The 25074-nt window shown below is 67.6% G+C and carries 18 protein-coding genes and 1 pseudogene; 7 read left to right on the forward strand and 12 right to left on the reverse strand.

Annotated features, from left to right (window positions below; translation table 11 throughout):
- Window positions 1–302, forward strand: a pseudogene (locus PSS76_RS09575) (pyridoxal 5'-phosphate synthase lyase subunit PdxS); the annotation flags it as partial.
- Between the two features lie 468 nt (window positions 303–770).
- Window positions 771–2549 carry an AIPR family protein gene (locus tag PSS76_RS09580; protein ID WP_337456151.1) on the forward strand — a complete coding sequence of 593 codons (1779 nt, stop codon included), beginning with the start codon at window positions 771–773 and terminating at the stop codon, window positions 2547–2549.
- Between the two features lie 594 nt (window positions 2550–3143).
- Here PSS76_RS09580 and PSS76_RS09585 read toward each other — a convergent pair.
- The 7 genes from PSS76_RS09585 to PSS76_RS09615 all read right to left on the reverse strand — a co-directional run bounded on the left by PSS76_RS09585 (window position 3144) and on the right by PSS76_RS09615 (window position 9412).
- The gene (locus tag PSS76_RS09585) at window positions 3144–4034 is read right to left on the reverse strand and encodes an alpha-L-fucosidase (RefSeq protein WP_337456152.1); all 891 of its coding nucleotides are present in this window, start codon (window positions 4032–4034) and stop codon (window positions 3144–3146) included.
- The gene (locus PSS76_RS09590; protein ID WP_337456153.1) at window positions 4027–4479 is read right to left on the reverse strand and encodes an alpha-L-fucosidase; all 453 of its coding nucleotides are present in this window, start codon (window positions 4477–4479) and stop codon (window positions 4027–4029) included. Before PSS76_RS09590 ends, PSS76_RS09585 begins: the two co-directional genes overlap by 8 nt.
- A 53-nt stretch (window positions 4480–4532) precedes the next feature.
- Window positions 4533–6182, reverse strand: coding sequence for a nuclease-related domain-containing DEAD/DEAH box helicase (locus PSS76_RS09595; protein WP_337456154.1), 1650 nt, complete (start codon window positions 6180–6182; stop codon window positions 4533–4535).
- A 76-nt stretch (window positions 6183–6258) separates the two neighbouring features.
- A complete protein-coding gene (locus PSS76_RS09600; protein WP_013415464.1) occupies window positions 6259–6759 on the reverse strand; it encodes a DUF7700 domain-containing protein in 501 nt (166 codons plus the stop codon).
- A 144-nt stretch (window positions 6760–6903) separates the two neighbouring features.
- A complete protein-coding gene (locus tag PSS76_RS09605; protein WP_337456155.1) occupies window positions 6904–8076 on the reverse strand; it encodes a hypothetical protein in 1173 nt (390 codons plus the stop codon).
- Window positions 8077–8134: 58 nt separating this feature from the next.
- The gene (locus tag PSS76_RS09610) at window positions 8135–8335 is read right to left on the reverse strand and encodes a hypothetical protein (protein ID WP_013415462.1); all 201 of its coding nucleotides are present in this window, start codon (window positions 8333–8335) and stop codon (window positions 8135–8137) included.
- 210 nt (window positions 8336–8545) lie between these two features.
- Window positions 8546–9412 (reverse strand): SDR family NAD(P)-dependent oxidoreductase, encoded by an 867-nt coding sequence (locus PSS76_RS09615; protein ID WP_022594954.1) that lies wholly within the window; start codon window positions 9410–9412, stop codon window positions 8546–8548.
- Window positions 9413–9555: 143 nt separating this feature from the next.
- On the opposite strand from PSS76_RS09615, the gene PSS76_RS09620 reads away from it, so the two are divergent.
- Together PSS76_RS09620 and PSS76_RS09625 are read left to right on the forward strand one after the other, a co-directional pair.
- Window positions 9556–10791 (forward strand): CaiB/BaiF CoA transferase family protein, encoded by a 1236-nt coding sequence (locus PSS76_RS09620; protein ID WP_041674075.1) that lies wholly within the window; start codon window positions 9556–9558, stop codon window positions 10789–10791.
- Window positions 10791–11723, forward strand: a complete 933-nt coding sequence (locus tag PSS76_RS09625; RefSeq protein WP_013415460.1) for a hydroxymethylglutaryl-CoA lyase — start codon at window positions 10791–10793, stop codon at window positions 11721–11723. Before PSS76_RS09620 ends, PSS76_RS09625 begins: the two co-directional genes overlap by 1 nt.
- Window positions 11724–11727: 4 nt before the next feature.
- Here the strand turns inward: PSS76_RS09625 and helR are convergent, their stop codons facing one another.
- Window positions 11728–13947, reverse strand: coding sequence for an RNA polymerase recycling motor ATPase HelR (helR, locus tag PSS76_RS09630; protein ID WP_175272121.1), 2220 nt, complete (start codon window positions 13945–13947; stop codon window positions 11728–11730).
- Between the two features lie 644 nt (window positions 13948–14591).
- On the opposite strand from helR, the gene PSS76_RS09635 reads away from it, so the two are divergent.
- A complete protein-coding gene (locus PSS76_RS09635) occupies window positions 14592–15962 on the forward strand; it encodes an HNH endonuclease signature motif containing protein (protein ID WP_337456156.1) in 1371 nt (456 codons plus the stop codon).
- On the opposite strand, the gene PSS76_RS09640 is transcribed toward PSS76_RS09635, so the two are convergent.
- From PSS76_RS09640 to PSS76_RS09650, 3 genes are read right to left on the reverse strand one after another with little or no spacing between them, the layout of a single operon-like run.
- Entirely contained in the window at window positions 15946–18816 is a 2871-nt protein-coding gene (locus PSS76_RS09640; protein ID WP_064078819.1) for an AfsR/SARP family transcriptional regulator, read from the reverse strand. The two genes, PSS76_RS09635 and PSS76_RS09640, sit on opposite strands and share 17 nt — an antisense overlap.
- A 53-nt stretch (window positions 18817–18869) precedes the next feature.
- Window positions 18870–20003 (reverse strand): acyl-CoA dehydrogenase family protein, encoded by a 1134-nt coding sequence (locus tag PSS76_RS09645; protein ID WP_081122795.1) that lies wholly within the window; start codon window positions 20001–20003, stop codon window positions 18870–18872.
- A gap of 9 nt (window positions 20004–20012) precedes the next feature.
- Complete coding sequence (locus PSS76_RS09650; RefSeq protein WP_064078821.1) at window positions 20013–21188, reverse strand: acyl-CoA dehydrogenase family protein; 1176 nt, start codon at window positions 21186–21188, stop codon at window positions 20013–20015.
- A 222-nt stretch (window positions 21189–21410) separates the two neighbouring features.
- Here PSS76_RS09650 and PSS76_RS09655 point away from each other — a divergent pair, with 222 nt between their 5' ends.
- A complete protein-coding gene (locus PSS76_RS09655) occupies window positions 21411–21830 on the forward strand; it encodes an Hsp20/alpha crystallin family protein (RefSeq protein WP_005514353.1) in 420 nt (139 codons plus the stop codon).
- A 44-nt stretch (window positions 21831–21874) separates the two neighbouring features.
- On the opposite strand, the gene ppsA is transcribed toward PSS76_RS09655, so the two are convergent.
- Window positions 21875–24193 (reverse strand): phosphoenolpyruvate synthase, encoded by a 2319-nt coding sequence (gene ppsA, locus PSS76_RS09660; RefSeq protein WP_064078822.1) that lies wholly within the window; start codon window positions 24191–24193, stop codon window positions 21875–21877.
- Window positions 24194–24435: 242 nt separating this feature from the next.
- Between ppsA and PSS76_RS09665 the strand changes: the two genes are divergently transcribed.
- On the forward strand, window positions 24436–25071 hold the full coding sequence (locus tag PSS76_RS09665; protein ID WP_005514356.1) for a response regulator: 636 nt from the start codon (window positions 24436–24438) through the stop codon (window positions 25069–25071).
- Window positions 25072–25074 lie beyond the last annotated feature (3 nt).

Genomic DNA, 25074 nt, shown 5'->3' on the forward strand with positions numbered 1-25074 from the left:
TCGTCGTCGAGGTCGCCAAGGCCGGCAAGCTCCCGGTCACCCTGTTCACCGCCGGCGGCATCGCGACCCCCGCCGACGCGGCCATGATGATGCAGCTCGGTGCCGAGGGCGTGTTCGTCGGCTCCGGCATCTTCAAGTCCGGCAACCCCGCCGAGCGCGCCGCCGCGATCGTCAAGGCCACCACCTTCTTCGACGACCCCGACGTCCTCGCGAAGGTCTCCCGCGGTCTCGGCGAGGCCATGGTCGGCATCAACGTCGACGACATCCCGCAGCCTCACAGGCTCGCCGAGCGCGGCTGGTAAACGAAGCCCTCTGGCTCGCACTGATCCGCTTCGGCGGCGCGAGCCACCGCTTCTGTCCCTGCCCGGCTGGGGCCACTCGCCTGCTTACTGCGCCCGATGAGGCTCACCGGTCACTGACTCGAGCGCGAAGAGAACGAACTGCATGGGTTGATCAGCGTGCTGTGAATCGTGCGGACGCGAGGTCTGTCGCGGTCTCGATACCCGTGGACTCGATTAGGCAAGTCGATATTCTGGTCAGTCCCGCCAAGAATGCGGCGCCCCGCGCTTCATGTTTGCCGGGCTCTGCGCTGGTCGACATTGCGAGTTCCAGTGACACGATGTGCGATCGCGAACAAAGAGGTCCGAATAACCTGGTCTGCAGCGTACGCATCAGTCCAGTATGACTAGTTTCCGGTTGAGGGCCGGTAGAGTCCCATCCGGGGAGTCTGTGCTTCCCGAATTGCCTTGCAGCTGCCAACAGGAGGACGGGTGCACACCCTAACCAGCAAGCGCGTCACGAAGTTTGCTCGCGATTTCGGCTTCGAGGGCCCGGAGTCTGAGTTGTTCGAGCGTTATGTTGCCGCGAACTACCTCTTCCAGTACCTTCGTGACGACGTAGATTCCATCGAGCGTTCCGTCCTGGGCGGGGGCAATGATGAAGGCATCGACATCGGCGCAGTGATTGTGAACGGGCGAGTTGTGTTCGAGCCTGAAGAAATCGATGAGCTGATCTCTGAGCAAACTGCAAACTCCGCCAACGTCATCTTCATCCAGGCTAAGACGAGCGAATCTTACGACTCTAAGCTTATCGCAAAGTTCCTCCACGGCGTCGAGGCCGTGACTAAATACGCGATGAAGCCGGGAAGTATCGAGCTTCCCCCGCGGCTCGTCGATCTGGGGAACCTGATCGACAGGATCGCCGAGAGCGGCGACAAGTTTCAGGACAGCCGGATTCCTTGTGAAATCTACTACGTTACCACTAGCTCGAACGATGGCAAGAGCGCGCAAGCAGAGCTTCAGATCACCGAGGCTCTCGGCCGCATCCGCGAGATCGGAGCCTACTCTGAAGGCCTGAAGCTTCGAACCCACGGCCATGAAGAACTTGCGGCCAAGCAGAAGGAGCGACACGGCCCGCAGAACATCCAGTTCAATTTCGAAAAGCGCCAGACGATCCCTGCTACGGAACGAGTAAGCGAGGCTTACATCGGTCTGGTCTCGGCGATCGAGGTCATGAAGCTCCTGAAGGACGAGTCTGGAGATATTCGACCCGGCATATTCGACGACAACGTGCGACTAGATCTCGGTCCCCAGAATCCCGTGAACAGTCGAATCCTCGGCACTCTCCAGTCGGGTGAGCGCGAGCATTTTCCGTTCCTGAACAACGGTCTGACAATCATCGCGACCGATCTGCGAGGACTCGGAGACCGGTTCTTCATCTCCGGGTATCAGATCGTGAATGGCGGCCAGACCAGTCACCAGCTGATCAGGTGGTCCGAGTCTGACGAGGTGAGGAACGCGCCGCAACTAATGGCTGACCTTTGGATCCCCGTCAAAATTGTCAGTTCCAGTGATCCCGGCGTTCGAACCAGCGTCGCGATCGCCACCAACCTTCAGACCGCGATCGGCTCGACCGACATCCAGGCGAGCTCGCAAGTCGCCAAAGACGTCGAAGAGTACTTCGCGCAATCCGGCACCGATGGCCTTCGGTATGAACGACAGAATCGTGGCGCTGCACTTGAATTCGCGCGTACGCGGGTCGTCACAACACCGGAACTCAATCGTGCCGTTGCCGCAACGCTGTTCGGGGAGTCATCGCGCGCGATCGGGTCTCCGAAGGACCTCGAGGTCGAAGACTCATTCGTGTGGGGCGAGTACCCTGTCGAGACCTACTATTATGCGGCGTGGATCATCTATCGGATCGATAGGTACTTCGCGCGGACGCCTGAGTCCACCATCCTGAAGGCCGCAAAGTACCACATTGCGATGGTGGTATCTGCGTTGATCAATCCCGAGCTTGTCGCAATCTTTGAGGATGCTGACATTGAGGGCACGAGCAAGAAGCTCAAGAAGCCCAGGAAGCTCAAGTTCCGCGTTATGGAGAAGGCTCTGTCAGAGCAGATTGAAGCGGCCATCGTTACGGCCGCCGAACTTGCCGCCGACGCGTTCAAGGCTCCGCTTTCCGAGGGACGAAGCCTACGGAAGGACGACGTACGAAGCAGACGCAGCCAGGAGTCGCTTCTGGAAATGGCCAAAAACGCCGGCCAGTAGACGCATCCAATGACTGCAAGCCACGCACACTAAAAATGTGCAAAATAGATCACAGCGTCGGGCACAGGGCGGCTGTCAATCCGTGTTACGGCTCGGCAGCGGCTCCCTCGCGAGGGCTACGCCTGGCGGCCGACTCTGTTCCCGACGCGTCCCGCTTACCACACAGATGGTGTCGGTCACGGACCTCGGCCCCATGCCCCGCATCACGCGGCCGGCGGGTCGGCGCACCGTCACTGCTCTCTAGTCATGTGACAGCACCATCCAGATGACTGCGAGCGTCATTCGGAAAGGCCTGCCAGCCCTGCTCAGCCGGCGATGGTTGGTTGCCACAGCGGGCGTGGCAGGCCGTGGACTAGGTCTGCCGAACCCCAAGCACTTCCGACGCTCACCGCTGTGACGTCGGCGGATCTCTAAGCCGTCCGAGCTTTTGAAGCGGTCTTCATTCATTCTCAACCTGATGCACAACCCCTGAACATGCCCTCGCCAGCGATGCTGGCGCTCTAAACGCCATCGACGCGATCCTGACGCTACGCCTGATCAGCATGCGTGGACGATCCACGCGGTTGGGGTACTCCTCAGTCTTGGACCGCGAAGTCAACGTCGACGACATCCCGCAGCCGCACCGCCTCGCCGAGCGCGGCTGGTGATGTAGACCGGCTCGCGGGCGCTGCGCACCCCCGACACGCAGCGCCCGCGGCCTTCCCCCTCCTGACCGAGCATCCGGTCAGCCCGCCGCGCCTGCCAATCGCAGCACGTGCGTGGCCGATACCGGGAGCTCCGGGGGAAGTTCGGCGGAGAGTCGGCCGTCGAGCGTGGAGAAGTCCAATGCGGCGGCGGGGTCACCGAGCAGCTCGACACCGCGCACTCCACGCAGGTCGACGCCACGCAACTGCCCTCCGATGTCGTACCGGCTGCGGTCGTCCACGGCCGACTCCCGATCACCGCGTCGCGGTTGATCGCCATCCACTCCCCCAGTCCTCGCAGCGGGGCCTGCTGTTCCTCCGGCACCGTTCCATCGGCGGCGGGGCCGATTCCGATCAGCAGGTTGCCGTTCTTGCTGACGATGTCGACGAACGAGCGGATCAGTTCGGTGGCGGTGACGATGTCCTCGGGGCGTTCGTTCCGGTTGGCGGCGAACGAATGACCAACGCCGCGAGTGGATTCCCATTTCTCGTCGACGATGGTATCGAACTGGGCATACTCCGGTGTCTTGAAGTCGTAGTGCTCTGATCCGGGGAAGGCGAGTTCCTTCCTGTCATCGGGCACGAAGCGCCAGAACCGCTGCGCAAGCTCACCCGCGCCACGCAGCAACGACTCGGAAGTCCTGTCCCGCTTCACGTCCTGCTCGGCCCACCGGTCGTTGACCACGCCGTCCTCGACGGTGTTGTAGTAGTACGCGAACAACCCCGCCAGGTTGCCGCCGGACGGCCAGCAGATGTCGTTCCACAGCACCGAGGGGCCGTAGCGGTCGATCCGCTCACGCACGTGTGCGGTGGCGTACTCGCGATAGTCGTCGCCCGGAGGGCCACAGCGTGAACCCGTCGTGGTGCTTGGTGGTGAGAACGACGTAGCCGGCGCCGGTCTGCGCACACAACGATGCGAGCGCGTCCAGGTCCGCCGCCGACGACTCCCGATCGAACTGCTCAACGAAATTGTCGTACGGACAGTCGATTCCGTAGGTCTGCGCGTGATGGCGCTGGGTAGGGCTGCCCTCGATACGCATCGTGTTGAGGTACCACTCCGCGTACGGGTTGTTCCGCAGCATCCCTCGTGGCCCGCGCTCGCGCAGCAACTGCTGGATGTCGTCGACCTGCGGCGCCCAGGCCGGCACGGAGTACAGGACCCAACGCACGAAGATCCCCAGTTTGGCGTCGTCGTACCAGCCCGGAAGTGCTCGCCCGGACACCGATTCCCAGGTTGCGTCGAACATCGTCATCTCTCCTCGAATTCGTCGATCGTGCCGTTCGCCCCGAGGGACGGCGATCAGATACCCAGTCGCCGAGCCAGTTCGGAACCCCCGACGCGCGTGATCAGTTCGGGGTCGCCGCACACGACCAACTGGTCACGGGCCCGCGACAGCCCAACGTACAGCCGCTCTCTCGAACGCTCCTGCACCACAGCCTCGTTCACCGCCAGCACGACGGCGCGGCGCTCCAGCCCCTTGAAGCCGAGAACGTGCCCGTAGAAGACCTGGTCGGAGTCCCAGAAGCTCTTCCAGTACTCCTCGCTGCCCTGCTGCTGCCGCGACACCTGTTCGGGATGCCTGCTCCCGGTGGTCAGCAGGGCCACGTCCTCCGGGCGCCACCCCTCGTCGATCAGCGCGTCGATCTGGTCGTCGGCGACCCCGACGGCATCGGCGGACGAGCACGGCACGAACCGCACCTCCGGACCGTCGCCCCCGAGAAGCTTCATCCGCTGTCCCACCAGCGACGTGAACGATCCCGCGATCTGCCGGGTGTTGCGCAGGTTCTGGTCGAGCACCAGCGGAACGAGTTGCACCGGGGGCACACCCTGCCGGTCGAACACTCGCTGACCCTCGTCGCTGAACACGAACATGCCACCGTCGTCCTCATCACTGAGCGCAGCGAGCAACGGTTCCCACCATGCGTCCGCGAAGTCCTGCGCCTCGTCGACCACGACGGCGTCGAACCGCTGCTCCGGGGGAAGCTCCGTGGCGAGCGCCGCCATGTGCCGGGGCAGTTCGTTCTCCCAGAATCGCACGGTGTCGTCGTTGCGGATGCTCTCGTCCGGGCCGTCGGGCGCACCCCACAGTTGACCCAGAGCGTGGAACTCTCCGACATAGGCCGGACGGTGCTTGCGCGGCCACGTCGCGGTGAGCCGTTCGAGATACGACGCGAGGCCGTGCGAGTAGCAGATCAGCGCGACCCGCTCCCCCGACTTCGCCAGCCGCCGCGCCTGCTCCACCGCGAGGAACGTCTTGCCGCTGCCGGCACCGCCCCGCACCTCGACGCGGCGGAGCAACCGGATCGCGTCGAGGATCACGGCCTGCTGGGCGGTGAGCGCGTCTGCGGCATCCTCGTTGGCGATCGCACGTGCCACGACGTCTCGCTGCGGAAGCCCCCTCCCCGACAACGCATCGGCGAGACTGTCGATGCCGGCGGCGGTGAGCTCGGGACGGTCGAGCAGTTGGCCCGCAACGACCTTCCTGATCCTCTCGCCGATACGGTCCAGGTCGGTGCGGTCGACGACCTTCCACCGCGGGCAGTCCGCCACTGCGAAGTCCTGCGAGATCTCGGTGTTCGGGAAGACCACCATGTGATCCCACCGGAGCCGGCCGTGACTCCAGCGCGGATCCGCCTCGACGAACCTGCGCAGCGCGTAACACGATTCCCGCACCTGACGGACCGGGTGGATCGCCCTGGGCCCCTTGCGTTGCTGCTGGATCCAGTCGGTGCCGTCGTGCGAAATCAGTCCGCCCTTGACCTCGAGACACACGATCCCGCCGCCCTCCGTCGCGACGACGAAGTCGACCTCGTGGTCCTTCTGATGATCGGTCACGCGTTGATTGGCGACCACCAGATCTCCGGGGCCGAGCTGCGCGGTCAGCGCGGCCCACACCGCCGCCTCGGCGGTGTTTTCGAGCCTGGGGTTTTCGGGGATCTGTATCGGCACCCGACCAGCTTGGCATGCAAACTGCGCCAAACGGACAGCGGCACACCGGCGGTCGAACACCGGTCTCGATCGCCGTTCAGCGGGACAGCAGGCGCTCCACCTCTGCGACGGCGGGTTCGAGGTCCGTGGCCTGTACCGCGTCCGCGAGTTCGGTCAGGCCGAGGAATCCGAGCATGTGGGGCAGCCTCGATCGCAGGCGGCCGAGGGTCCAGTCCCTGGCGTCGCCCTCCGCGAACTGATCGAACCGCACCACGACGTTCTGCTGATCGGCCTGCCGGATGTAGTGGTAGTGCGGTTCGTTGTCGAAGCAGTCGAACCGCAGGTGCTCCGACCGATCCCCGGCGCTCAACACATGAACGCACGCACCTTCGTCGTCGATGCCGCTGTCGTACGTCGCGTCCGGGCGACCGCGCTCGACCGCGTTGGAATTGATCGCCTCGTCGGTCAGATGCCGAGACTCCACGACGAAGATGAGGGGTCCCGCGGGCACGTCCACGCAGTGCGCGGGGTCCATCGGGATCGGCATGACGTCGAAGCTGCGGCCGAGTCGGTACGCCTCGATTCCACTGGGGTTCACAACGACTCCGTTCGCTCACGGCGCCTCCCGGTGAAGGTCGCGAACGGATCGTAACTTGCAAAAGTTAAGAAGGATGACGCATCCGGTCGTTTCTCCCGTTCGGCGGGAATCGTGCGCCCTTCGGTTCTCGGGTCGACCGAACGGCTACGACTCGCCGCGAGCGGTGAGTTCGGCGATGTCGCCGCCCAGCGCCACGCGATACGTTCCCATCAGCTCTTCGACCCCACCGAACTGGTCTCCCACGTGATGGGTGTTGTCGGCGGACAGTTCCCGATCGCCGGAACGAGCGATGAGCTCGTCGATCCGGGTGTCGAGGCTGGTGGCCCAGCGCATCGATTCCGTTGCGCGCAGATGGGATTCGACCTGGTCGAGCAGATCCCCGATCCTAGCGAGGGCCGCGACCCGCACGACGAGCTGATCCCACACGGGGGTGAGCGCATCCCGGCGGGACTGGACGTGCTCACGCGCCTCCGGGCTGGACTGCACGGCATCGTCGAGTTCACCGACGATGCCGTGCAGTGCCACGGTGTCGACGGCGATCTGGGTGAGCTCCTCCCCCAGATCCAGCTGCGCGCGTTGGATCGCGAAGTGCTCGGAGTGCCAGACCGGCGCTCCTTCGATGCGGTCGTACAGGGTCCCTGCGAGGAACAGCAGCGTGTCGTAGCGGTCGACGAACCGGTCGTCGTCGGGTTCGACGGCGCGCTCCAGGGCCTCGGCGGCGCGGCGTCCCACGTCCTCGGCCCGGGTGAGGGCGGACACGCGCGTCACGCGCTCGGCCGTCGACTCGAGCACGGCGTTACGCAGTTCGTGCAGCTTCCGCCGGTGAACCGGCAACGGCGCGGGCGTCCGCTGCAGCGCCGCGAACAACGCGTCACGCTGCGCGGGATCCAAGTGCACCCCGTCCCGGCGCTCGCGGCGGATGGCCCGGACGCCGCCGCCGTAGTGCGCGGCGGACATCGTCACCGCCGATCGAAGGGCCGCGATTCGTTTCCCCAGTTCGGCGGCCCGGTACCGGTACGCCAGCTGGACCGGGCCGGGCTGCAGCGATGCGGCCTTGGCGGCGACGCCGGCGTACTCGTCGGACAGCAGGCGCAGTCCGCCGAATCCGCCGATCGAGGGAATGGTCCGACCCGCGCGGCGACGGGCTCCCAGGATCTCGCGGGTGGGCGCGTCGACGCGGGCCGCCGCGATCAGCACGGCAGCAGCGTCGGACAGTTGCGGGTGCCGGCCGTCGAGTCGCGCGCGCTCGCACGAGTAACGCACGTGCTCCTCGATCCGAGCCCGCCGCTCGGCCGCGGACGATTCGGGTGCGGGCATGAGGCCTCCTCGAGAGGTTTACGCCCACCACTGTTCCAGAAACCGCGCCTCGGTGTGCTCAGCCGACCAGAGATCGGCGCGACTCGAGGCGTCCGTGCGACTCGGCGCGGATGCGCAGGAGCAGCAACCCCGACACCGATGCGACGATGAGCGCCGCGACGGTGGTGTAGACGTGCAACTCGGCCAGTCCGACGCCGGCGGCGACCAGCCCGGCCAGGAACAGACTCACGAGAACGAACTTGACTGCAGCGGACTCCATGACAACTCCCTCACACGTTCCTGTCGCGTGATTTCGGCTCAGGTGTTCGGACAACGGCGGCTACGCGGTACTTCACGTCCAGCACTTCACGTCAGACGCGAACGGTATCCCCGCCGGTCGCCCCCTCCCTCGGAGCGACACGACGAGGACGACTCGCCGATACCGATCCGATACGAGTCCGCTGCAGATCGGTGTCCGCCGATTCGGCTGTCAGTCGATGACGGCGTCGGAGAACGCCGGCGGATTGCCGAGGAACTGACGGTGCGACGGCGGCTGCTTGCCTTCGAGGTCCTTCACACCGAGTTCCTCCGCGACCTCTGCTCCGACGAGCACCTGACCGCTGCGTTTCATCAGTTGGGGGTCGCGGGCGAGGGCGTCGATGACCCGGCCGGGGAACTCCGCCGACTCCGCCGTCGCGGCGAGCCCGTCGTACGCACCCGGGTTCGCATCGAATCCGGCCTTGGTGCGCTCGGTCATGAGCAGACCCATCCACAGCGAGACGACCGCGACGTTGAACGGTCGGAAGTCGACCGCCATGTCGTGGGCCATCTTGTCGACCGCGGCCTTGCCGGCACCGTACGCGGGACCGTGCATGTAGCAGGTGCCGCCGAACGACGACGTGTTGACGACGAGCCCCTCGCCGTTGGCGGCGAGCAGCGGCGCAGCGTAGTAGCTCGAGACGTAGCTCGACCGCATGCCGACGTCCAGCACGTCGAGCAGCGCCAGCGACTTCTCCCAGAAGGGTCCCTTCTTGGTCAGCTCGTCCGGCACCGCCAGTGCGTTGTTGACGAGGATGTCCAGGCGGCCGTGTTCCTCCTTCAGTCGCTCGAAGAAGGCCGCGACCTGCGCGTCGTCGCTGTGGTCGAGAACCACCGGCACACCCTCGCCTCCGCGCCGGGTGATCTCCTCGGCCGTCGCGAACACCGTGCCGGGCAGCGGGGCGTCGCCCTCGGTCTGCGTCCGCCCCGTGACGTACACCTTGGCGCCACTCTCGGCCAACGCCAGCGCGATGCCCTTACCCGCGCCCCGGCTCGCGCCCGTGACCACCACGATCCGATCCGAACTCAGACCCACCATCCACTCCAACCGTTTGTCGGGAGACCACACGAGCGGTGTGGCCTACGTCTCAGTCAGCACACCGTAGGCGCGACGACATGTGCATGTCACTTCCCGATGGACGGGAAAACCGCGGCCGCCGCGGCAACTGCTTGAATCGACTCATGACGCAGGACAACCCGACGCGGCCCCTCGACGGAATCCGTGTGCTCGAGCTGGGCAACTACATCGCCGCACCCACGGCCGGCCGGCTGCTCGCCGATTTCGGCGCCGAAGTGATCAAGGTGGAGCGCCCGCGCACCGGCGACGAACTGCGGAACTGGCGCCTCTATTCGGGCACGACGTCGATGCTGTACCGCACGATCAACCGGAACAAGAAGTCGATCGTGCTCGACCTGCGGTCCGACGAGGGCCGTCGCCTCGTCCTCGACCTCGCCGCTAAGTGCGACGTACTGCTCGAGAACTTCCGCCCCGGCACCCTCGAGAAGTGGGGTATCGGCCCCGAGCAGCTGAACGAGGTGAACTCCGATCTGGTCATCACCCGGATCTCCGCGTTCGGGCAGACCGGACCGCTCGCCGAACGGCCCGGATTCGCGGCCGTCGCCGAGGCTCTCGGCGGCTTCCGGGAACTGGTCGGTGATCCCGACCGCCCGCCGGTGCGCGTGGGCGTCTCGATCGGCGATTCCATCGCCGGCCTGTATGCCGCGTTCGGCTCGGTGATGGCCCTGTTCCAGAGGCAGTCCCGCGTCGGGGAGCGGCTCGCGCTGTCGCAGCGGACGATCGACGTGGCACTCAACGAGTCGATCATGTCGATGATGGAGTCCCTCGTTCCCGACTACCTCGCGTACGGCGTCAAACGCGAACGGGTCGGCGGCCGGATGGAGGGCATCGCACCGTCCAACGCGTATCCGTGCAACGACGGCACCAGCATCATCATCTCCGGCAACGGCGACGCGATCTTCCAGCGCTACATGGAGACGATCGAGCGACCCGACCTCGCGGCAGACGCGGAACTGCAGACCAACGCGGGACGCTGGGCGCGCCGCGACGAACTCGACGCCGCCATCGGCGCCTGGACGTCGCGTCACACCCGCGACGACGCCCTGCGCATCCTCGACGACGCGAACGTCCCGTCCGGGCCGATCTACACCGCCGCCGACATCGTCGAGGACGAACAGTACAACGCGCGCAACATGATCCAGACGTTCTGGGTGGACACGGGCGAGGACTCCGCCAAGCCGGTCGGATTCCCGGGCATCGTGCCGGTGATCGGCGACAAGTCGCTGCCCATCGACCACGTCGGCCCGGATCTCGGCGCACACACCCGCGACGTACTCGCGGCTGTGCTGGGGCTTTCCGACGTCGAGATCGAACGCATCGTCACCGAGACGGAGTGCTGATGAACTATTCGTATGCGCCCCGGTCGATTCTGCGCGACGTCACCCTGCGTGACGGCCTGCAGCTGACCGGCAAGGTACTCCCGACCGACCGCAAGCTCGAAATCGCGCGGAGCCTGCTGTCCCTCGGCGTTCCCGAACTCGAGGTCGGGTCGATGGCGCGGCCCGATCTGGTGCCGCCGATGGCGAACACTCTCGAGGTGATCGGAGAGCTGACACCCGAGGAGTTGGAGCGGTGCTGGGTGTGGGTCGCCACGCCGCGCCACGTCGAGAAGGCCGCGGCCGCCGGAGCACGCAACTTCCAGTACTGCTTCTCGGCGTCGGAATCCCACAACCGTGCCAACATCGGACGGTCCACCGACGACAGCCTCGCCGCGATGCCCGCGGCCGTCGAGTTGACCCGCGCGGTGGGCGGGCGGATCCAACTGTGTATCGCGACGTCGTTCACGTGTCCGTTCGAGGGTGACGTCCCGGCCGACCGAGTGCTGGCGATCGCAAACGATCCGCGCGGCGACGGGGCCGACGACATCGTCCTCGCCGACACCCTCGGCCAGGCGGTGCCCGCACAGGTGGCCGCACTGGTCGCCCGGGTGAAGACCGAATCGCCGCAGCGCCGCATCGTTTTCCACGGACACGACACGTGGGGGCTCGGCGTCGCGAACACCCTGGCCGCGATCGGCGCCGGGGCGAACGTGGTCGACGGCTCACTCGGTGGGCTCGGCGGCTGCCCGTTCGCGCCCGGCGCCAGCGGCAACACGTCCACGGAGGACATCGCGTTCGCGACCCGACCGGACTGGCTCAGCCCGAGGACACTGACCGGCCTGGTCGACACCGCGGCGCCGATGCTGGCCGAACTGGGCGAGCCCAATCGCTCCCGGACGGCCGAGGGCACCCGCTCGGAGGCACACGCCTTCGAATGGGTGCGCCCGGCCTGAGGAGCTACCGCCCCGCCGGCCCGGCGAGCCGGCGCAGCGCGCCCGGCAGCGGTCCGCGGTGCAGGACGCCGAGGCGTTGCGTGGCCCGGGTGAGCGCGACGTAGAGTTCGGCGGCGCCGCGGGGCCCGTCCGCGAGGATCCGATCCGGATCCACGACCAGCACGGCGTCGAACTCGAGTCCCTTCGTCTCCGACGCCGCCACTGCTCCCGGAACGTCAGGTGGCCCGATCACGACGCTGGTCCCCTCCCTCCCCGCTTCGTCTCGTACGAATTCGTCCACGGCGGCTGCCAGTTCGGTGTCGGTGACCTGCCTGGACCAGGGCTGGACGCCACTGGCTCGAACGGACTCCGGCGGTAAGACATCGGGAGCGAATTCGGCAAGCACGGCCGCGGCGACCGACATGATCTCGGCCGGTGTCCGGTAGTTCACCGACAGCGCCCGGTAGACCCAGCGACCCGGCACGTACGGCGCGAGCATCGCGTCCCACGACGTCGCTCCCGCTGCCGACCGACGTTGCGCGAGATCGCCGACCACTGTGAAGGACCGACTCGGGCAGCGGCGCATCAGCACCCGCCAATCCATCTCGGACAACTCCTGCGCCTCGTCGACGACGACGTGCCGATACGTCCAGTTCCTGTCCGCCGCAGCGCGTTCGGCGAGTTCGCGGGTGTCGTGTTCGACGAAGCGCTCCGCCAGATCCTCGGCGTACAGCAGATCGGTGGCGAACAGGTGGTCGTCGTCGTCCATGTGATCCGCGCGGCCGACCATGAGGTCGAGCACTCCGGCCGCGTACGCCGCTTCGGCCTGCGCCTGCGCCTTCCGCTTCCGTTCGGCAGCGCGTTCGACAGCGGGATCGGCGCCGAGAAGGTCTGCCAACTCGTCGAGCAGCGGAACGTCCGACACCGTCCAGGCATTCCCGTCGGCCCGCCACAACGCGGGGTCCGCGCCCGCCGCACGCAGCCGCTCAGGTGACGTGTACAACTGCGCGAGAAAGGTTTCCGGATCCAGCGTCGGCCACAGCTCGTCCAGCGCCGCCGTGAATCCGTCGTTGTCGGCGAGTTCCGCGAGGAGGTCGCGGCGCAGCCGCTCCCACGCGTCGCGATCCGAGCGGGTGAGCCAACCTCGACCGATGCGTCCGATTGCCCGTTCGGTGAGCACGTACGTGACGATGTCGCGGAACACTTCACGGGCCTCGTTGTGCGGAAGTCCGCTCGCCCGCGCCTCTTCCCGCCCCCACTGTGCGGTCTCCGCATCGATTCGCACGGTGACGTCGGCCAACTCGACGGACAGTGGGTTCTGCGGCAGCCGCTGCCGGTCGGCGACCGCAGCCGCCAGCACGTCCAGAATCTTCGCCGATCCTTTGCAGCGCGCGACGTCGGGCAGGTCCTCGCGGGTCGTGGTCACGTCCGGCACCAGATCGCCGATGGTCGTGAACACCACGTTCGACTCCCCCAGCGACGGCAGTACGCGATCGATGTGGTCGAGGAACGCCGGGTTCGGCCCCACGACGAGCACGCCGTGGTGCTCGACCCGATCGCGCTGGGTGTAGAGCAGGTAGGCGACGCGGTGCAGCGCCACCACGGTCTTCCCGGTACCCGGACCGCCCTCGATCACCAGGACCCCGTCGTGGTCGAGGCGGATGATTCGATCCTGTTCGGCCTGGATCGTCGCCACGATGTCGCGCATGCCGTCGGCCCGCGGCGCGTTGACCGCCGCCAGCAGAGCCGCGTCCACCCGGTCCACCGCGTCGTCGTGTCCGTCCGGGTCCGAGCGGGCGAGGATCTCGTCGGTGAAATCCACGACATCCCTCCCACGCGTGTGGAACTGACGGCGTCGACGCATACCCTCGGGGTGCGCGGCAGTAGCGACGTAGAACGCGCGGGCTGCCGGGGCCCGCCAATCGAGCAGCAGCGGCTCGAACTCGTTCGCCACGTCGAACAGTCCGATACGGCCGATGTAGGACGGTTCCCCGGCGACGCTGTCGAGCCGGCCGAAGCACAGACCGTGATCCGCCACGTCCAGCCGGGTGATCTCCCGGGCCAGCGCCCGCACTCCGGCGTCCCGCTCCACCAGCGTGCCGCCGTTCTCGGCGTCGATCGGCCTTCGCAACGTCGCGCTGTACCGGCGCTTCGCCCGCGCGCGCTCGGCGTCGAGTCGCGCATAGAGCCCCGCCACGTATGTCCGCTCGTCCCGCAATTCTTCTTCGTAGTCCCCTGTTGACACGTGCCCTCGCTTCCCCGTGCCGGACGTCACGCGTAGTCACGCCGACACAGCCGGCATGCTTCTCGACCTGAGAATTCCGGCTCAGAGCAGCGATTCTGCGGCACACCGGGGGCCTTGCCGCAAGCCCCCCGGTGCGTTATAAGTTGATAGTGGAAGGAAGTGGATTTTCCCTTCCGTTCTCACTCCGGCTTCGCACGGTCGGGCCGCTCGCGCATCTAGCGGGGACCGATCGGTCTGCCCAACAAGATCTCGCCCGTGCCGATGTTGGTCGACACGAAGGTGGCGATAGAGAAGTTGCCACGCCTGCGCATTGAACGGCCGCGCGGAGTACGACGCCAGCCGCATGGGACGCTCGCGCAGGATGGTACCGGGAGACGTCGACTCGAATCCGTCAGGCGCACGGTAAAAGTCGTCGACGCCCGGTGGCGCCGGAGCGGCACCTGCAGTCGCGGGAACCGTGACCACGCCCGCCCACACCGCCACCAAAGTCGAAAATGCCCCATTGCCGCCAAGATCGACGATCTGCGCAGCGCATGGCTCGCACACTAGCCGTCCAGCACGCCTACTCGAGTCGTTTCGACAACCAGCGATCCAGCGAGCGATCCGCCATTGACTCGAACATGCGTTCGAGCTAGGCTCGTGTCATGAATCCGGGGGGACTCAACAATTCGGGCATCGCAGCCACCCCGCTGCAACCGGGTGACGTGCGCCGACTCCCCGAAATCTCGCTCCTGCAGGGGACAGTCGACGTCTGCCGCGAGATCGAACGCCTCGAAGCCCTGCGGGTCGCGATGGTCGCCGAAATCGACGAACGTCCCGTCTCTTTCGACACCCTCGGCTTCCGCAGCGTCAAACAGTGGCTTACATCGAATTCGTTATTGGAAGTGCCGGCCGCGGCACGCATCCTCGCGCTCGGGCGCACGCTCAATCGTCAGCGCGAGATCGCCGACGCCTTCAACTCGGGGGCCGTTTCCGCCGAGCACGCTTCTTTTATCGGGAAGTTCTGCGAGACCCCGCCCCGCGGCATGCCCAACGAAGCACTTGATTCGTGCCGGAAAGTGTTGCTCGACAGCGCCGCCGGGCCCACCGCGACAACAACAACGGTCCGCAGCTGCATCGCCCGGCTGGAACGGATCTTCGAATCCGACGAACTCCCGCCCAGCGAGGACAGCGAGCGCAACGAGTTCCAGGCCTCGAAAACCCTGAACGGGCGGGTCGCCGTCAAAGGTGATCTCGACGCAGTCACCGGCGAGATGCTCCTGACCGCACTGTCCGCGTTGACGAAGCCACGCAACCCGATGGACGATCCCGCCGGTACCCGCACCCCGGCACGGCAGCGGGCCGACGCGTTCGCGGAGATCCTGCGCCGCTACCTCGACTCGGGTGAGGCCCCGATCGAAGGCGGCGAACGACCACACCTCTCGCTACACGTGAACGCGCAAGACCTTGCACAATCCGACGCCGATCACGAGTGGGCCGATTCAGACGGCGATCATCCGGACCTGTTCGGCAACAAAGACATCGCACGCCTGCCCCACGCCGGGCCCCTGTCCATCGCGACCACACGCAGGATCGCGTGCGACTGCCACCTCACCCCCATCGTCATGGACGACGGCGTCCCCCTGAATCTGGGGCGCACCAGCAGGACCGTGTCGAAGAAGCAGCGCCGCGCCCTGATCGCCCGCGACCACGGCTGCGCCTTCCCCGGCTGCGCCGCACCACCCGCACACTGCGATGGCCACCACATCACACACTGGGCCGACGGCGGACCCACCGACCTCGACAACCTCGTGATGCTCTGCCGCTACCACCACCAACTCCTCCACCACAGCCACTGGGACGTGAAAATCGGCGCCGACCGGCACCCGTGGTTCACACCACCCAGCACCGTCGACCCCCACAAGAAACCCATCCCCGCCAACGGCCGCGCCGGACCCCGAGCGGCCTGCCCGGCGGCGCCCAGGCTCGGGTCTTCACCGTCTCGAAAGGGGAATTCTGTCAATGCGATTCGGTGACCGGACCCTCGACGAGTTCTCCCAACAGCCGGTTGACTTCCTCGCGGGTCAAGTGGGCACCCATCGCTGCGTACTGCTCGTATTCCTTGTCGTCGAGCGCATCGTGCACCACGGCCGCCTCGATCGGGCCGTCGATCGCATCGATCCAGGCCGGCAGGAACCCCGCATGCGCGCCGAGAGCGTCGACGGCGCCCATCAGCACCGCACCATCGGCGGGACGACCGGCCGCCGCCAACACCGCCGCGGTCGAGTGGATCATCACCAGCCACGACGTGACGTCGCCTTCCTCCTCCAGATCGGCACGCATCACCCGCATCGTCGCGAGGGCGCCCTCGACGTCGCCCGCATCCGCGTCCGCCTTCATCAACGCCCAGGTCGACGACGTCACCGCCCACCGATGGCCACACCGCTCCCCGATCCGAATCGCCGCCCGCAACTCCTCCCGCGCGTCCTCGACCTCCCCCAGCGACCGCAGCTGCATGCCGAGCAACATCCGGGCCTCGGCCTCCGCCCACAAGGCGTCATGTTCGACCGCGAGCTTCACCGCATGGCGACAGATCTCGACCGCCACCTCGGGCCGACCCTGAATCGCCACGAAATGAGCTCGCCACGCCTCGTCGCGCGCCACCTCCCCCATCTCCCCGATCGACGACCACAACTGGGCACCACGCCGCACCGAGTCCTCCGCTGTCGACGCATCACCCGTCAGATACGTCAGCGAGGCCAAACCGTCGAGCGCCCGGGCCATCACCCTCGGCTCCGGCGGCCGCCAATCCCCGGCGACGAGATCCAGCGCTCTCCGCAGGAACTGCAAGCCCTCGCCGATATTGCCGATCCGGTACCAGAACCAGGCCAGACGGCCCGCCAACTCGAGGGCGTAATGGGCATCGTCCACGGCGAACGCCGACTCCAGCGCCGCGCGGTGCTCCGCCTGGTCGACCGCGAGGATGTCCACCGCCTGGCCGGCGCGGGCGCTGCGCAGCAACGGCGAGATCGCCTCCACCCGGCCCAGGACGTAGGCGCGGTGCGCCGCCCGGATACCGATCGACTCCGCGTCGTCGGCCTGTTCCCGCGCGAAGCGACGCACCGTCGCGAGCATGCGGTACCGGGTGGGCGCCGATCCGGGAACGACTCGGAGCAGCCCCCGCCGGACGAGCCCCGTCAGCACCATCGACACCTGGTCCACTGCCCCCAGCACACACACCGCGGCCGCGCCCTCCGCGTCGAAGGAGCCGGCGAACACCGAGATGCGACGCAGCAGACGCGCCTCACCGTCCGACAGCAGACGGTTGGCCCAGTCGATCGTGTCCCACAGCCGCCCACGCGGGCCGATGGCGGGGTTCGGCGTGCCGTGCAGCAGCGTGAAGTGCGTGGCGAGGCGCTCGACGATCTGTCGCTCGGTGAGCCACCGCAGCTGCGCCGCCGCGATCTCGATCGCGAGAGGCAACCCCTCCACCGCGCGGCAGATCGTCCGAACCGCGTCGGAGTTGTGCGAATCCAACTTCCACGACGCGGTCACTCCCGCGGCGCGTTCGGAGAACAACGCGACCGACGCACCGTCCACCGGCAGGGCCGTCACCACCAGGACCGCCTCGCCCTCGACACCGAGCGGGTCCGCACCGGTGACGATGATCCGCACGTCCGGGCACTCGGCGACGATGGCGCGGGCCACGTCGGCCGCGTACCCGGCGACGTGCTCGCAGTTGTCGAGAACCAGGACACACGCCCGCGCGGCCAACACATCCGCGAGATGAGTGGCCGACCCGACGCCGGGGAGCGCCAGCATCGTCGCGATCGTCGACGGAATGAGCGCGCCGTCACTGACTTTCGACAGATCCACCACCCACGGTCCGTCGGGGTCGTCTCGTCGACGGCAGGCCTCGACCGCGAGCCGTGTCCGACCGACACCGCCCGGCCCGACGAGCGTGACCAGCCGCCCCGTCTCGAGAAGTTCCATGAGCTCGGACACTTCCCGCTCACGGTCGATGAGGCGGGTCCGCGGCGCCATCAGGTTCGATCCGCGAGACTTCCGCGGCTCGGACACCCGGGCGGATTCGAGGTACACGGCGTCGTTCGCGAGGATCGCGGTCTCGATGCGCCGGAGGGCGGGACCGATCTCGCAGCCCAGCCGGTCGTCGATGATCGCGCGGCACCTGCGGAGCGCGGCCAGTGCATGCGCGTGCTGTCCCGACCGGGCCAGACCGAGCACCAGCACTTCCCACGCGCGCTCGTCGAGCGGGTGGTCCGCGACGAGCGCTTCGGCCTCCACAGCGGCCGCGGCCGGCGCCCCGCCGTCGAGTTGCGCCGTGGCCAGGGACATGCGCGCCCCGAATCTGAGGGTGGTCAGCCGGAACACTTCGGTTTCGATGAACACCGTTTCGGAGAAGGCCGTCGGCGGGATCCCCGCATAGGCGATGCCCCGCCACAGCCGCAGCCCCTCGCGGTAGGCGTCGGCGGCGGCGTCCGGCGCGGCCGACACCATCGCGTCCCCGCGGCGCACCTCGGCGACGAAACGCCGAGAATCCAACGCATCCGGGTCGACGAGCAACTGCACCCGTGTCCCGTCGCGGACCAGGACCCGCTCCCCCTCCGCAGCACCGGCCTCGAGTCGCTGCTGCAACCCCTCCAACAACCCGACGAGCGGATCGGGGCCTCCCTCGACCTGCCCGTCGCCGGCCGCCGCTGCCCCGGTGTACCGCACCTGCGCACGCAGCCGTTCGATGTCGACCGAGTGCGGGAAGGCGACGAGAAGCGCGGCGAGCAATGCACGCTGCTGGGTGTCGAGCGCGATCGGATTGCCATCGCGACGCACCGTGACGGGACCCAGGACCGCGAACTCGAGCCCGTCCGCCATCGGTGACTCCCTTCGATCCGATCACCCAGTGGTTTCGTCCGCTTGCATGTCCGTCAGTCGGTGACGTTCACCATGTCGTGGCCCGCGACGTCGGCCGCGAGCACCCGGAGGTGGTCGTCGACGGAACCGAGAGTGTGCTCGATCGCAGTCAACCTCGACACGTAGTGCCCCACCGAGTACTCCGCCGTCATGCCGATTCCGCCGTGCATCTGGATCGCTTCCTGCCCGATGTGACGGGCGGATCGGCCGACCCGCAACTTCGCGCGGGACGCCACCATGGGATCGACCACACCGTCAGCGAGAGACATCGTGGCGTACTGACTCATGCTGCGCGCCAGTTCGAGTGAGACGTACATGTCGGCGGCGCGCTGCGTGAGTGTCTGGAAGCTGGCCAGCGGAACACCGAATTGCTTTCTGGTTCTCAAGTATTCGGTGGTCAGGCGCAGCGCCTCCTCCATCGCACCCACGGCCTCCGCACACAACGCCACCTGCGCGCGCACCTGCGCCGCACCGATCGCGGCCACCGCATCGTCACCGCTTCCCAACGGTTCCGCCGGCGCGTCGTGCAGTTCGATCTGTGCGCCGCGGCGCCCGTCGTGGGTCGCGTACGGCTTCCGGGACACGCCCGGGGTGCCGGCGTCGACGAGGAACAGACCGATTGCGCCGTCGGGAAGCTGTGCGGACACCACCACGGTGTCCGCACAGTCGCCGTGCGGAACGGGGTTCTTGGTTCCGCTGACCGTCCACGAATCGCCCTGCCGCACAGCGGTGGTGCGCACAGCCGTGGTCGGCACCCGTTGCCCGGGTTCGGCGTGGGCGAACGCGAGCAGGATCGCGCCGCCCACCGCATCGGGAAGGATCTTGCGGCGCTGGGCCTCGCTGCCGACGTCGGCGATCAGACTGCCCGGCAGCAGCACGGCGTCGAGGACCGGTTCGGGCGCGAGCCGCCGCCCGAGTTCGGTCATGACGATCCCGACCTCCACCGGACCGGCGCCCGAACCGCCGTCGTCCTCGTCGAATCCCAGTCCGAGGAGACCGGTCTCGGCCAGCCGACGCCACACGTCGTCCCGCCAGCCGCGGGGCGTCTCCTGAGCCGCGGTGAGCTGCTCGAGGTCGTAGCTGCGGTCCAGCAGTTCCCGCGTCGTGTCACGCAGTAGCTTCTGCTCGTCGTTCAGATCGAAATCCATTTCGCCGCCTCACAATCCGAGGATCGACGACGCGATGATGCTGCGCTGCACTTCGCTCGACCCGCTGTAGATGGACACCTTGCGGTAGTTGAGATAGGTAGGCGCCGCGCGCTGAGCCCACACCGGGGAGTCGATCTCCTCCCCCGCATCGAACGGCAGCGAGTCCGGGCCGGCGATGTCGACGAGCAGTTCCGTCGCGGCCTGCTGCAGTTCCGACCCGCGCAGCTTGAGCAACGACGACGCCGGGTCCGGTTTGCCGTTCGCGGACGCGGCCACCACCCGGAGCTGGGTCAGCTCGAGCGCGAGCAGTTCGTTCTCCAGCTCGGCCACCCGCGCAGCGAACAGCGGGTCGTCGAGCAGCGACCCCGAACCGAGCGGAGTCTGCGCGGCACGCTCCTTCGCCCGGGCGAGCCGAACCTTGGTGCGGCCCACGCCGGTGACGCCCGTCCGCTCGTTGCCGAGCAGGAACTTGGCGTAGCTCCAGCCCGCGTTCTCCTCTCCCACCAGATTCGCGGCGGGGACGCGGACGTCGTCGAAGAACACCTCGTTGACCTCGTAGCTGCCGTCGATGAGCTTGATGGGCCGGACAGTGACGCCCGGCGACGCGAGATCGATCAGCAGGAACGAGATGCCCGCCTGCTTCTTCGGTGCATTCGGGTCGGTCCGTACCAGACAGAAGATCCAGTCGGCGTACTGCGCGAGTGTGGTCCACGTCTTCTGTCCGCTGACGATGTAGTCGTCGCCGTCACGCACCGCACGAGTCTGCAGTGACGCGAGATCCGAGCCCGAGCCGGGCTCCGAGAAGCCCTGGCACCACCAGATGTCCAGGTTCGCGGTGGCCGGGAGGAAGCGCTCCTTCTGCGTCTCGGATCCGAACGCCGCGATCACCGGCCCCACCATGTTCGCGTTGAACGCGAGCGGTTCCGGGACGGCGGCGAGCTGCATCTCGTCGAGCCAGATGTGCCGCTGAATCGCCGTCCAGTCCCGTCCGCCCCACTGCACCGGCCAGTGCGGTACGGCGAGACCCGCCGCGTTGAGGATGCGTTGCGTCGCGACGAGATCGTCCCGGCTCACCGAGCCGCCGGAGGCCACCCGCTCCCGGATCTCGGACGGAATCTCCGTCCGGAAGAACGTGCGCATCTCGTCCCGAAAAACCCGTTCTTGCGGGGTCAACGCCAAATTCATCGATGGTTACCTCCACGCGCGCGGATCCGGACCGGTCCTCGATGCGAACGTTACCCTCCGGGCATGCGCAAACAGGAGTCTTTGCGTACGCGTCGGCCGATCACCCGGAGAGGTCGCCATTGCACGGTTGGTGACCAACGACCCTGCCCCCACGGCGACCACCGGAGTCGAATGGAGGAGCAGCCGGTTCCGCGGCTGTGAGCCGAGCGAGGAGTAGTGGTCATGTCCGACGTTCCAGCCCGCCGCCGGTCGGTCTTCCCCGACCTGACCGAACTGTTCGATGCCCTACCCGTCACAGGGTTCCGTCCGCCGTTCGGCGGCAATCTGATTCGAGTCGAGGACCGCGTCGAGGACGACAAGTACGTTCTGCGTGCCGAGTTGCCCGGGCTGAACCCGGAAGACATCGAAGTCAGCGTCGAGGACGGACGACTGACGATCGAGGCCGAACGCACCGAGGAGCGATCGGAGAGCGGCCGCTCGGAGTTCTCCTACGGATCGTTCAACCGATCCGTGACGCTGCCGGCCAATGCCGACGAGGACCGGGTCGAGGCCAGTTACGCAAAGGGGATCCTCGAGGTGACCGTCGGTCTGTCGACGTCCGGATCCGGCGCACGGAGCATCGAGGTCAAGTCCGGCGACTGACGGGCATCACTGTCGGCGCCGAGGCGCTGCTCACTTGGCGCTGCTCACTCGGCAGCCGAGACGGTGCGCGCGTGATCGAGGAGAATCCGCCGCTCGGCCGCAGCGACGACGCGGCGGGTACGGACCGCGGAGTCGGGGGTGACCGACACGGAAGTGATCCCCCGACGAACGAGATGCTCGGCGAGCCGCGGATCGGTGGAGACCGCCTGACCGCACAGGGACGTCGTCATACCCACCCGCCGCGCGCGATCGATGATCCGGTCGATCGCATCGAGTACCGCCGGATCCATCGTGTCGAAGAGGTCCTTGCAGACCTCGGAGTCGCGGTCCACCCCGAGCATCAACTGGGTGAGGTCGTTGCTGCCGATGGACACCCCGTCGATCCCGAGGCGGGCGTACTCGGGGATCCAGTACGCCACCGACGGCACCTCCGCCATGATCCAGCGGTGCATGCGGCGGTCGGAGCCCAGTGGATGCGCGTCGAGTTGGGCGAGGCATTCGGCAAGCTCCCAGCGGGTGCGCACGAACGGGATCATCAGGTGCACGTTCGGCAGGTGCTTCCGCACGCGATGCAGAACGTCGAGGTCGAGCGCGAACAGGTCGGGATCGCGCACGTACCGGAAGCAACCGCGGTACCCGATCATCGGGTTGTCCTCGTCGGGTTCGACGTCGCCGCCCTCGAGTTCGGCGAACTCGTTCGAGCGTAGGTCCACCGCCCGGTAGACCACCGGCCGCGGCGCGAAGGCGCCGGCGATGTGCTCCACACCGGCGGCCATCTCGTCCACGTACTCGTCACGTCGCCCCGCGGCGACCATAGCGGTCGGGTGCTTGCCGCCGAGCGCGCCCGTGATCATGAACTCGGCGCGCAGCAGGCCCACCCCGTCGACGTCGGAGGCGGCCACCGACTCGGCGGCCTCGGGCGTCGCCAGGTTGACGTACAGCGCGGTGGCCGTCGGCTCCGACACGGCTCGAGTGGACGCGGTGGGAACGGCGGGCTCGGTGCGAGCGGGGCGGGACGACGTCGCCGCCCCGGCGTACACCGCCCCGCTGTCGCCGTCGACCGTGATCACGGTGCCATCGGTGACGACCTGCGTGGCGTCGTGGGTGCCGACGACCACGGGGCGTCCGAGCTCGCGCCCGACGATCGCCGCGTGGCACGTCACTCCCCCGCCGTCGGTCACGATCGCGGCGGCCCGGCGCAGCACCGGCAGCCAGTCGGGACGGGTCATCGGTGCGACGAGGATGTCACCGTCGCCGAGCCGGCCGGAGTCCTCGAGCGCGGTCAGTACCCGGGCGGTACCCGTGGCAGTGCCCGGACCGGCGCCGAGACCGCGGACGAGTGGTGTCCCGGTTCCACCGGCGGGATCGGCGGACGGCACGCCGTCGGCGTCTCCCAACGTCGTGATCGGTCGCGTCTGGACGAGCCACACGTGGTCGTCCTCGACCGCGAACTCGAGGTCCTGGGGTGCGCCGTAGTGCCGCTCCACGGCGGCGGCGATCTTCGCGATCTCCCGCACCTGTTCCGCGTCGAGCACCTGCCGGGTGCGCTCGTCGGGAGTCAACTCCTCCCGCCGATCGCCGTCGGGACCCGGTCGGATGGCGAACGCCTGCGCGCCGATGTGTTTGTCGGTGAGCGTCGGACCGTCCTTGTCCACCACATAGGTGTCGGGCTCGACCTGTCCGCCGACGATCACCTCCCCCAGCCCGAGCGCGGCCTCGACGACTATCCGGTCCCGGTTGCCGGTGCGGGGGTCGGCCGTGAACGCGACCCCGGAACGGTCCGAGCGCACCATGCGCTGTACGACGACCGCGATGGACGGCTCGTCGGTGTAGCCGCGCAGACTGCGGTACGTCAGGGCTCTCGGAGTCCACAACGACGCCCAGCACGCTCGCACGGCGTCGATCAGGGCCTCGTCGCCGACGACGTCGGTGTAGCTCTCGTGAATGCCTGCGAAGGATGTGTCGGCGGCGTCCTCGGCGGGCGCCGAGGACCGCACCGCGACGGGAACGTCCGAGCCGAGATCGGCGTAGGCCCCGCAGATCTGTGCGCGCATGTCGTCGGGCAGGGCCACGCCCCGAACGAGATCCTGTAGTTCACGCGATTCCCTGGCGAGGACCGCGTCATTCTTCGACCGCGCAGCGGCGTTGCGTTCGACGAGCTCCGCTCGGATTCCCGCGGCGTCGACGGCCTCGAGATACGCCTGGGCGGGAATCGCGAAAGCCGGCGGTACCGGGAAGCCCGCGCGACTGAGTTCCCCGAGATTGGCGGCCTTGCCACCCACGGAGCGGGCGTCCGCCGGCCCGAGTCGGTCGATCGACGCGGTCCACCGCGGTCGGGTGTCCGGGGCCGGCTGCGCAGTCATCTTCGCTCCTCGACGAGGGTGCGGTGTCCTGTCCCTTCCCAGGAAACACCTGTGGCGGGCGGTCGGACAGGGCCCAAGGTCCTCGGCCGTACCGCGACCGCGAGCCCTGGGAGATCGCGCCCTGGGAGATATGGGAGGAGTGGGAACGAAGAGCGGTTCGGTAGGGCCGGAAGTCCCGAGAAGGCTTGTCGAGCGGCGGATCGTCGTACCATCAGGTCGTACGCACCCGGGAGGTGCCGAAGATGCTCACAGTGTTCCTCGTCGACGATCACGAGATGGTGCGCCGCGGTCTCACCCAACTGCTCGAGGCCGACGACGACATGCGGGTGATCGGCCAGGCCGAGAGCCGCTCCCAGGCACTCGCGCGAATCCCCGCACTCCACCCCGACGTCGTGCTGCTCGACGTCCGCCTGCCCGACGGCAGCGGCATAGATGTCTGCCGGCAACTGCGGGCCGACATGCCGGATCTGCGCTGCCTGATGATCACCGCGTTCCCCGACGAACGCGCCGTGCGGGAAGCGGTCGCCGCGGGCGCGAAGGGCTACCTGGTCAAGGACATTCGCGGAATGCAACTCGTGCAGGCCGTACGCGAGGTCGGTGCGGGCCACGAGATTCCGTTTCCCGTGACGCCCACACGACAGCCCGGCGCCCCCGGCGAACTCACGGCGCAGGAACGCAGGTTGCTGGCGCTGCTCGGCGAGGGCCTCACCAACCGTCAGATCGCTGCACGGATGTTCCTCGCCGAGAAGACGGTGAAGAACTACGTGTCACGGTTGCTCGAGAAGCTCGGTGTGGAGCGGCGCGCGCAGGCCGCCGTACTGGCCGCCCGGTCGGGTCTGGACGCGTGCAGCGGTCTCACCCCACGACTGCCCCGCTGAGCG

The organism is Prescottella sp. D32, from assembly GCF_037287305.1.
Classification (GTDB): Bacteria; Actinomycetota; Actinomycetes; order Mycobacteriales; family Mycobacteriaceae; genus Prescottella; species Prescottella equi.

Excerpts from the sequence above, each read along its gene's own strand:
- PSS76_RS09590 (WP_337456153.1), bottom strand. The coding sequence starts at position 4,479 with ATGTTCGACGCAACCTGGGAATCGGTGTCCGGGCGAGCACTTCCGGGC.
- PSS76_RS09605 (WP_337456155.1), bottom strand. The coding sequence starts at position 8,076 with ATGCCCGCACCCGAATCGTCCGCGGCCGAGCGGCGGGCTCGGATCGAG.
- PSS76_RS09610 (WP_013415462.1), bottom strand. The coding sequence starts at position 8,335 with ATGGAGTCCGCTGCAGTCAAGTTCGTTCTCGTGAGTCTGTTCCTGGCC.
- PSS76_RS09615 (WP_022594954.1), bottom strand. The coding sequence starts at position 9,412 with ATGGTGGGTCTGAGTTCGGATCGGATCGTGGTGGTCACGGGCGCGAGC.
- PSS76_RS09620 (WP_041674075.1), top strand. The coding sequence starts at position 9,556 with ATGACGCAGGACAACCCGACGCGGCCCCTCGACGGAATCCGTGTGCTC.
- PSS76_RS09625 (WP_013415460.1), top strand. The coding sequence starts at position 10,791 with ATGAACTATTCGTATGCGCCCCGGTCGATTCTGCGCGACGTCACCCTG.
- PSS76_RS09635 (WP_337456156.1), top strand. The coding sequence starts at position 14,592 with ATGAATCCGGGGGGACTCAACAATTCGGGCATCGCAGCCACCCCGCTG.
- PSS76_RS09640 (WP_064078819.1), bottom strand. The coding sequence starts at position 18,816 with ATGGCGGACGGGCTCGAGTTCGCGGTCCTGGGTCCCGTCACGGTGCGT.
- PSS76_RS09645 (WP_081122795.1), bottom strand. The coding sequence starts at position 20,003 with ATGGATTTCGATCTGAACGACGAGCAGAAGCTACTGCGTGACACGACG.
- PSS76_RS09650 (WP_064078821.1), bottom strand. The coding sequence starts at position 21,188 with ATGAATTTGGCGTTGACCCCGCAAGAACGGGTTTTTCGGGACGAGATG.
- PSS76_RS09655 (WP_005514353.1), top strand. The coding sequence starts at position 21,411 with ATGTCCGACGTTCCAGCCCGCCGCCGGTCGGTCTTCCCCGACCTGACC.
- ppsA (WP_064078822.1), bottom strand. The coding sequence starts at position 24,193 with ATGACTGCGCAGCCGGCCCCGGACACCCGACCGCGGTGGACCGCGTCG.
- PSS76_RS09665 (WP_005514356.1), top strand. The coding sequence starts at position 24,436 with ATGCTCACAGTGTTCCTCGTCGACGATCACGAGATGGTGCGCCGCGGT.